The organism is Dactylosporangium sp. NPDC049742 (assembly GCF_040674675.1).
Lineage (GTDB): Bacteria > Actinomycetota > Actinomycetes > Mycobacteriales > Micromonosporaceae > Dactylosporangium > Dactylosporangium maewongense.
This window is the reverse complement of record NZ_JBFANF010000142.1, coordinates 1-7,555: the sequence shown is the minus strand read 5'-3', so window position 1 is coordinate 7,555 and position 7,555 is coordinate 1. Positions and strand designations below refer to the sequence as shown.

General features: G+C 71.7%; 7 protein-coding genes and 1 pseudogene. 6 read left to right on the top strand and 2 right to left on the bottom strand.

Going from position 1 to position 7,555, the window contains the following annotated elements; genetic code table 11:
• The 3 genes from AB0J72_RS58635 to AB0J72_RS58625 form a co-directional block, all read left to right on the top strand.
• Nucleotides 1-265: hypothetical protein (locus AB0J72_RS58635; RefSeq protein WP_363417899.1), on the top strand; the 265-nt coding region annotated here is incomplete at its 5' end.
• Entirely contained in the window at nt 187-399 is a 213-nt protein-coding gene (locus AB0J72_RS58630; protein ID WP_363417896.1) for a helix-turn-helix transcriptional regulator, read from the top strand. The genes AB0J72_RS58635 and AB0J72_RS58630, both read left to right, overlap by 79 nt.
• Before the next feature lie 127 nt (nt 400-526).
• On the top strand, nt 527-1,198 hold the full coding sequence (locus AB0J72_RS58625) for a hydrolase (RefSeq protein WP_363417893.1): 672 nt from the start codon (nt 527-529) through the stop codon (nt 1,196-1,198).
• A 72-nt stretch (nt 1,199-1,270) separates the two neighbouring features.
• On the opposite strand, the gene AB0J72_RS58620 is transcribed toward AB0J72_RS58625, so the two are convergent.
• Nucleotides 1,271-2,812 (bottom strand): glycosyltransferase family 2 protein, encoded by a 1,542-nt coding sequence (locus tag AB0J72_RS58620; RefSeq protein ID WP_363417890.1) that lies wholly within the window; start codon nt 2,810-2,812, stop codon nt 1,271-1,273.
• 177 nt (nt 2,813-2,989) lie between these two features.
• The gene (locus tag AB0J72_RS58615; protein WP_363417887.1) at nt 2,990-3,982 is read right to left on the bottom strand and encodes a cellulase family glycosylhydrolase; all 993 of its coding nucleotides are present in this window, start codon (nt 3,980-3,982) and stop codon (nt 2,990-2,992) included.
• A 372-nt stretch (nt 3,983-4,354) separates the two neighbouring features.
• Here AB0J72_RS58615 and AB0J72_RS58610 point away from each other — a divergent pair, with 372 nt between their 5' ends.
• The 3 genes and pseudogenes from AB0J72_RS58610 to AB0J72_RS58600 form a co-directional block, all read left to right on the top strand.
• Nucleotides 4,355-5,692: a condensation domain-containing protein gene (locus AB0J72_RS58610; RefSeq protein ID WP_363417884.1), complete on the top strand. Its 1,338-nt coding sequence runs from the start codon at nt 4,355-4,357 to the stop codon at nt 5,690-5,692.
• Between the two features lie 77 nt (nt 5,693-5,769).
• Nucleotides 5,770-7,107: a glutamine synthetase gene (locus tag AB0J72_RS58605; protein ID WP_363417881.1), complete on the top strand. Its 1,338-nt coding sequence runs from the start codon at nt 5,770-5,772 to the stop codon at nt 7,105-7,107.
• Nucleotides 7,095-7,555, top strand: a pseudogene (locus AB0J72_RS58600) (amidohydrolase); the annotation flags it as partial. The gene AB0J72_RS58605 and the pseudogene AB0J72_RS58600, both read left to right, overlap by 13 nt.

Here is a 7,555-nt window from a genome sequence, read left to right as displayed (position 1 = left end):
CGGCGCGACCCCTGCGCAGGGCCGGCTCCCGCGGCGCGGCGGCGGCTGGCTGCTGCTGCACGCGTCCCTGCTCGGGGGCGACGCCGGCCAGGTCGCCGTGGTGATCGAGCCGGCCCGCCAGACGCACCTCGCCGACGTGCTGGTGCGGGCCTACGCGCTGACGGCCGGGAGCGGCAGGTCACCGAGCTGGTCCTGCAGGGCCGCTCCAACGCCCAGATCGCCCGGGCGCTGGGCATCGGCGTGCACACCGTCGGCGACCACCTGAAGTCGGTCATGTCGAAGCTGTCGGTGTCGAGCCGGACCGACCTGGTCGCCGAGCTCTTCGGGCGCCACTACCTGCCGGCGCGGCTCAGCGGGTCGCTGCCCAGCCCGTACGGCTGGTACCTGCCACCGGCCTGACCGGACGTCACGGGCCGCGGCGAAGTCCCGCCGCATGATCCGGTAGGGCTCGGGTAGCTGTGGGCGAGCCGGATCACGGCGCCGGAGGAGACCAGGATACGACCCCAGCACCAGCTAGGAGGACGTCATGGTAAGCCTGCCCAAGCGGAACCCGGAAAAGGACCACCTGCTGACTCCGGAGAACGCGGCCCTCGTCATCATCGACTACCAGCCGCCGCAGATCTACACGGTGCGGTCCATGGACACGGGCCGGATGGTCAACAACATCATCGCCCTCGCGCGCCTCGCCCGGGTATTCAATGTTCCGACCATTCTCTCGACCGTCAACGTGAAGTCCGGCGTGAACCCGGACACGATCCCGCAGTTGCGGAACGAGATCGCCGACCTTCCCTCGTACGACCGGACGCAGATCAACGCGTGGGAGGACAAGGAGTTCCTGGACGCGGTGAAGGCCACGGGCCGCCGCAAGCTCATCATGTGCGCGTTGTGGACGGAGGCGTGCCTGCTGTTCCCGAGCCTGGACGCGCTCAACGAGGGATACCAGGTGTTCCCGGTCGTCGACGCGCTCGGCGGCACCACGATCGAGGCGCACGAGAACGCGCTCGAGCGCATCAACCACGCCGGAGCCCAGCCCACGACGTGGAACTCGGTGGCGTGTGAGCTCCAGCGCGACTGGGCCCGCACGGAGACGGTCGAGGGCTTCCTGCAGACCGTCATCGACCAGAACGAGGACTGGGGCTGGTACGAGGAGATGCGGGGACGCGGCAAGCGGCTCCAGGTCCCGGTGGGCGCGCGATAGCCACCCGGATCATCTCCCGCACCACATCGGCCTTCGACCCGCCGGAAACGGGTCGAAGGCCGATCCTGTGGGTCATGAAGGCTTCCGGATGACCATGAACCTGTGTTCGGTGCGCCGGGCGAACTTCATGGATCCGCGCAGTCCGGGGATGCTCTCCATCATCCCGAGGACCGGGATCAGCAGGATGACGACCGGAGGCTCCCACCACTTGCGCCGGCCGTCGCCGGACACCACGGCGTTGAGCCGCAGGCCCTCCCAGTACATCCAGATCGTGTAGGCCATGTTCAGCGCCCAGAACGGAATGATGAAGAGCGCCACCGGCGAGGTGTTGCGCTCGGCGACAAGGATGCTGAGGAACATGACCACCGCGACGTTCGTGATCGGGCCGACGACCCACGACAGCACCGAGTACCCGAGCAGCAGCCGGTTCCGCAGCTGCAGCGACCGGTTGAACACCAGGGCCGTCAGCCCCCACGACCAGCGTTCGCGCTGGCGGACGAAGTCGCGGAGGCTGGCGGGCGACGCGCCGTAGCACCGCCCGCTGAACCAGGCGCTCCGGCCCTTGTAGCGGGCACTGAAGATCAGCGCGAACTGGGCGTCCTCGACGATGCTCCGGGGGCCGAAGTCCCAGCCGATCGTCGCCTCGATCGACGCCCGCACCAGCAGGAGCTCGCCGTGCACGCCGGCGCGCGGGGTGCCGCTGCCGGTCCAGGCCGAGAAGCGCCCGACGTCCTCGGCGGGCCGGACGGAGTCCGCGAGCCAGGTGAGCGTGTTCACGGCGTATTCGCGTGGGTACGTCAGGACGCCCTGAGCCAGGTGCTTGCCGTCGGCGCCGGCCTCGAACTGCTCCTCGATGAACCGGGCCATGGTCAGGGCGGTGTCGGGGCCGACACCGGTGTCGTCGTCCATGTGCAGCACCCACACGTCGTCGCGGTTCTCGCGCTCGTGGATCCGCAGCTCGTGCGAGAAGTTGGTGACCCGCGCCTTGAACTTCGTCCCGTTGGCGGTGCGGTACCGGCTCGGCACGACGACGAGCCGGATCAGCTCGCTCCGCGCGGCCAGCCCGGCGATCCTGTCGGCCGCCTCGCAGCCCTCGTCGATGACGATGTCGATCCGCAGCCGCGGGAAGCACGGGGGCAGGTAGGTGAGGTAGGACTGGACCGAGCGCTTGAGCGCGGGGTAGGTGTCGTTCCGCCCGATGGTGGGGACGACGACGATCAGGAAGCCCGCGCTCACCGTCACCCCGCGGCCGGACCAGCGGGCCTCCGACTCGCGCAGTGTCCTGCGGGTCCGCCGGATGCCGACGATGCCGGTGATCGTGGTGATGATGGGCCACGTCCACAGCACGGTCAGCGGCCAGCTGAGCGCGCCGGTGGCGAACGGGTTGACGAACCAGAAGTCACTCGCCACGACGACCAGGTAGGACAGGATCAGCGGCCAGTACCCCGGCCGCCAGCGGGCGAGGCCGCGGTGCGGCGCTCGTGCCTGCCTCGGGCCGGACAGGGTCTGCGTCACCTGGGACTGCCCTGTGGCCTGCGCTTCCCGGTCCGCGAGCCAGGCGTCGCGATGATGCCAGGCGTCCCGGTCAGGAGTCGCGGTCTTCGACGCTCTCACGTTCGCCTCCCCATGCGTGCGCGTTGTCGCTGGGCGATGGGCTACTACCCGTGGACAGCTCAGGGGTGGCTTGGGTGATGGTGCGGAAGTCGGCCCTACTTTCGGAGTAGTACCGATGTAGCGGACCCTCGCCCATACAGGTCGGCGGGGGCCGCGGTGCCCCCGCCCGCGACTGCCCTACCGGGCCGTCGCCCGGTCGCCGTAGACGGTGGCTTCCTTCGCGGTCGCCTTGATGCCGTTGGCGCTGTTGAAGAGGTGCTGCCCCCACTCGGTCAGCCGGCTGGGGTCGAAGCCGGTGGCCAGGTCGAGGTACTCGACGCCGCCGCTGTTGCCGCTCCACGACCAGCCCAGGTATCCGATCCCGCGGGCCTGCGCCTCGTTCATGATGGTGTCCTCGTCCACGTCGCCGTCGGTGTGCTTCCACCCGAACTCACCGACCACCAGCGGCAGCCCGGCGTTCTGGAAGGCGTCGTAGTAGTCGGTGACCTTCGAGGCGGTGCCGTACACGCCGTACATGTGGACCGAGAACACGATGTTGCGCCGCGGGTCGCTGTCGAACACCGACGAGGCGTTGCTGCGCATGACGCCCGACCAGTCCTGTCCCCAGTTCGGCCCGTCGACCATGATCAGGTGTCGCAGGCCGGCGTCGCGCAGCTTCCTGACCGCTCCGCTCGTCGCGCCGGCCCAGCCCGCGGTGTCGTTGTTGCCGTACGGCTCGTTGCCGACGTTGATGACGACGAAGTCCTCCTGGCCGGCCAGGACGCTCTTCAGCCCGGTCCAGTACCCGGCGGCCGCGTCCAGGTCGGTGGCGTCGTCCTTCTCGCCGTGCCCGGTGGTGTCGTGGTACTCCAGGACACAGATGAGCCGGTGCTCCTTGCACCTAGCGATGACGTCGGACACCTCGCCGGCGCCGACGTCGTTCGTCAGCACGACCCGCAGGGCGTTGGCACCCAGCCGTTTGATGTCGGCGAACGCCTGGTTCTGGTCCTTGTGCCAGGCGTACGGGTGACTGACGCCGCGCATGACGAAGCGGTTGCCGTTGCCTTCGACGATGTTCCTGCCGCTGACATGGAGCCCGAGCCCGTTGCCCGTCTGCAGCGACTGAGACGACCGGGACGGGTGCTTGACGGCGAGCATGAACGCGATGAGCGCGGCGCACACCACTCCCACGGTAATGACTGCTTTTCTCATGATCTCCCTAGGCTTCGGCCGCCGGCCGGAGAAGGCACAGGCGACTCCACGCCACGCGGCAGGCGCGCACGTGGCGGGGTTGAGTCGGGCAAGGAAGCGGGCGGCGCCGGCGGCCACCTCGCCACCGGGTGGCCACACAGGACCCGAAGGACGCCCTGAACCCGGCGACGTGCCGCCGAGTGTACGGCCCTGCCGATCACCCGCAAAGTCATCCCGGCGCGTTGCCGCACGTCAGGGGCCCTGGCCACGCGCCACCGGGAGCGCCGGCATCGCCGTGCACCTATCTGTAAAGAAACTGTACGATACTGCGCTGATCGATGAGGGTCGCGGTGGCACGGAAGGATCGGTGGCATGGCAGAGCAGATCATGGTCGCCTTCGAAGGTGAGGGTTCCGGTGTCGACGACCTGTCCTGGGGCCAGCTGGACCTGTGGATGGCGATGCGCAGGCAGAACTCCTGGCTGCCCATGGGCGGCGCGACGCCGCTGCCCGACGGCACCAGCCTCGCCGACGTCGTGGAGAACCTCCGCTACCTGATGAGCCGCTACCAGCCGATGCGGACCCGGCTGCGCTTCGACGCCGACGACCGCCCGTCCCAGGTGGTCTCCAGCTCGGGTGAGATCGCGCTGGACGTCGTCGAAGCGGGCGATGACGACGACCCGGCGGAGCTCGCCGACGCGCTGCGGCGGCGATACGAGGAGACCGACTACGACTACGTGACGCAGTGGCCGATGCGGATGGGTGTGGTGGTCCGGTCCGGGCAGCCGACGCATCTCGTCGCCATCATGTGCCACCTGGTCACCGACGGTTCGGGCGCCGCGGTGATGATCGCCGAGTCCGGCGCGCGGGTGGCCACGCCGGTCAACGGGATGCAGCCGCTGGAGCAGGCCCGCTGGCAGCGCTCGCCGGCCGGTGTCCGGCAGAACGAGGCGGCGCTGCGCTACTGGGAACGGCTGCTGCGGACCATCCCGGCCCGCCGATTCGCCGGCTCGGACGACCCGCGGCAGCCACGCCACTGGCGGGGCGAGTTCAGGTCCCAGGCGCTGCACCTCGCGACGCAGGCGATCGCCGCCCGGGCCGGCATGGACGCCTCGCCGGTGCTGATGGCCGTCTACGGGGTGGCGCTGCACCGGATGACCGGGATCAACCCGGTGGTGTTCCGGCCCACGGTGAACAACCGGTTCCGCCCCGCCCTCGCCGACGTGGTGTGCACCGTCGCCGAGAGCGGCCTCTGCGCGCTGGATGTCGCGGGGGTACCGTTCTCCGAGGCGCTGGCGCGGACCCAGCGGGCGGCGATGACGGCGTACAAGCACGCCTACTTCCATCCCGTACACCTGCAGGACCTGATCGCGAGAGTGGCCGCGGAGCGGGACCCCGACTTCGACCTCGGCTGCTTCTACAACGACCGGCGCATCACCACCCGGGCGGGCGCCACCGGCCCGGCCCCGACGCCGGACCAGATCCGCGAGGCGCTCTCCGGCGGCCACACCACGTTCCGCTGGACGATCCGGCAGGACGACCCGTTCGAGCGGCTGTTCGTCCACATCGACGACGTGCCGGACACGATCCAGATCACCGTGTTCATGGACACCCACTTCGTCTCGCCCGGCGACGCGGAGGCGTTCCTGCGCGGGATGGAGGAGGTCGCCGTCGAGGCCGCGCTCGACCTGGTGCCCCAACAGGTTCGGTGAACGCCTTCCCGGTTCAGCGGGTGCGGCGCGGGTAGGTGTCCATCTGCCCTGCGCCCGCTTCCGGGAAGGACGCCTCGATGGACGACACCGCACGGGCCGACCGGATCGCCGCCGAGCTGGCCTCCCGCGGCGTCCACGCGGTCGCCCTCACCTGGGTCGACAACGCCGGCGTCACCCGGGTCAAGGCGGTGCCGGTCGGCCGCCTCGCCCACACGGCCGCCTGGGGTGTCGGCATGTCGCCGGTCTTCGACGTGTTCCTCGTCGACGACTCGGCCACCACCAGCGAACACGTCGGCGGGCCCGCCGGGGACCTGCGGCTGTTCCCCGACCTGGACCGCGTCACCGTCCTGGCCGCCCAGCCGGGCTGGGCCTGGGCGCCGGCCGACCGGCGGACCCAGGACGGCGAGCCGTGGCCGTGCTGCCAGCGGACGCTGGCCCGCACCGCCGCCGCCCGCGCCGCCACGCTCGGCCTCGAGCTGCGGATGGCGTTCGAGGTGGAGTGGTACCTCGCCACCGTCGTCGGCGAACCGGCCGCGACCGGCCCCGCCTACGGCGTGACCCGGGTCGTCGAGGCGTCGGCCTACCTCGACGAGCTGTTCCAGGCCCTCGACGCGCAGGACGTGCCCGTCGACCAGATCCACCCGGAGTACTCGCCGGGCCAGTTCGAGGTGTCCGTCGCCGCCGCCGACCCGGTGCTCGCCGCCGACCGGACGGTGCTGGTCCGCCAGACCGTCCGGGCCGTGTCCCAGCGGCACGGCCTGCGGGTGTCGTTCGCCCCCGTCGTCACCGCCGGTCAGGTCGGCAACGGCGACCACCTGCACGTCTCGGCCCGCCGCCACGGGCAGGCGCTGTTCAGCGGCGGAGACGGGCCATACGGGCTGCGCCCGGCGGGCGAGGCCGCCCTCGCCGGGCTCCTGCGGCGGCTGCCGGCGCTCGCCGCGATCGCCGCCCCCGGCGCCGCCAGCCGGCTCCGGCTGGAGCCGCAGCGCTGGGCCGCGCCGTTCCGCTGCTGGGGCCACGAGAACCGGGAGGCCGCCCTGCGGCTGGTCACCGGCAGCCCCGGCGAACGCGACCGGGCCGCCAACGTCGAGGTCAAGTGCTGCGACGGCGCCGCCAACCCGTACCTCGTCGTCGCCGCCGTGGCCGAGATCGTCGCCGCCTCGTGCGGGCAGGACCTGAGCCTGCCGGCCGAGGTGCCGGGCGACCCGGCGCTGCTGCCCGAGGACCGCCGCCCCGAACGGCTGCCGGAGACGGCCGCCGCCGCAGTCGCCGCGCTGCGCGCCGACGACCTGCTGCCCGGCCTGCTCGGACCGGCGCTGCTGGAGGCGTACTGCGCGGTCCAGCTCGCCGAGGCCGACCGGTTCGCCGGCGCGACCCCGCAGGAGATCGTCGAGGCGACCCGGTGGAGGTACTGATCGACGGGCTGATCGACGGGCACTGTCACCGGGTGCTGGCCCGCGACCTCGACCGGGCCGCGTTCGAGACCGCCTGCACCGAGGCCGACCTGCCACCCCCGCCGGGTGTGTCCTATCTGGACAGCCGGGTCGGGCTCGCCGTGCGCCGCTGGTGTGCCCCCGCCCTCGGCCTGCCGGTCCACGCGCCCGCCGGCGACTACCTGGCCCGCCGTGCCGAGCTCGGCTGGCGGGCCGCGACCGAGGCCCTGCTGCGCGCCGCCGGCCTCGCCGAGCTGCTCGTCGACACCGGCCTCGACGACCCGGACCTGCTCGGCGACGCCGGCCTGGCCGCGGCCTCCGGCGCCCGCGTCCGCGAGGTCGTCCGCCTCGAACGCGTCGCCGAGACGCTCCCCGCCGACACCGGCGCCGCCGGGTTCGCCGCCGCCTTCGCCGCCGCCCTCGACGGACG